This is a genomic window from Pantoea brenneri (genome assembly GCF_038594305.1).
GTDB lineage: Bacteria > Pseudomonadota > Gammaproteobacteria > Enterobacterales > Enterobacteriaceae > Pantoea > Pantoea brenneri.
This window is the reverse complement of record NZ_JBCGBG010000019.1, coordinates 1-783: the sequence shown is the minus strand read 5'-3', so window position 1 is coordinate 783 and position 783 is coordinate 1. Positions and strand designations below refer to the sequence as shown.

Sequence of the window (783 nt, the reverse complement as noted above, 5' to 3'; positions counted from 1 at the left end):
TTTCGTCTCTCAAAACGCCTCTGGCGTTGTAAGGTTAAGCCTCACGGGTCATTAGTACCGGTTAGCTCAACGCATCGCTGCGCTTACACATCCGGCCTATCAACGTCGTCGTCTTCAACGTCCCTTCAGGACCCTTAAAGGGTCAGGGAGAACTCATCTCGGGGCAAGTTTCGTGCTTAGATGCTTTCAGCACTTATCTTTTCCGCACTTAGCTACCGGGCAATGCCATTGGCATGACAACCCGAACACCAGTGGTGCGTTCACTCCGGTCCTCTCGTACTAGGAGCAACCCCCCTCAATTCTCCAGCGCCCACGGCAGATAGGGACCGAACTGTCTCACGACGTTCTAAACCCAGCTCGCGTACCACTTTAAACGGCGAACAGCCGTACCCTTGGGACCTACTTCAGCCCCAGGATGTGATGAGCCGACATCGAGGTGCCAAACACCGCCGTCGATATGAACTCTTGGGCGGTATCAGCCTGTTATCCCCGGAGTACCTTTTATCCGTTGAGCGATGGCCCTTCCATTCAGAACCACCGGATCACTATGACCTGCTTTCGCACCTGCTCGAGCCGTCACTCTCGCAGTCAAGCCAGCTTATGCCATTGCACTAACCTCACGATGTCCGACCGTGATTAGCTGACCTTCGTGCTCCTCCGTTACGCTTTAGGAGGAGACCGCCCCAGTCAAACTACCCACCAGACACTGTCCGCACCCCGGATAACGGGGCCACGTTAGAACATCAAACATTAAAGGGTGGTATTTCAAGGTTGGCTCCACGC

1 rRNA gene is annotated in these 783 nt (G+C 54.7%); it reads right to left on the bottom strand.

Annotated features, from left to right (window positions below):
* Positions 1–30: 30 nt before the first annotated feature.
* Positions 31–783: ribosomal RNA gene (locus AABB92_RS23315) — 23S ribosomal RNA — on the bottom strand; the annotation flags it as partial.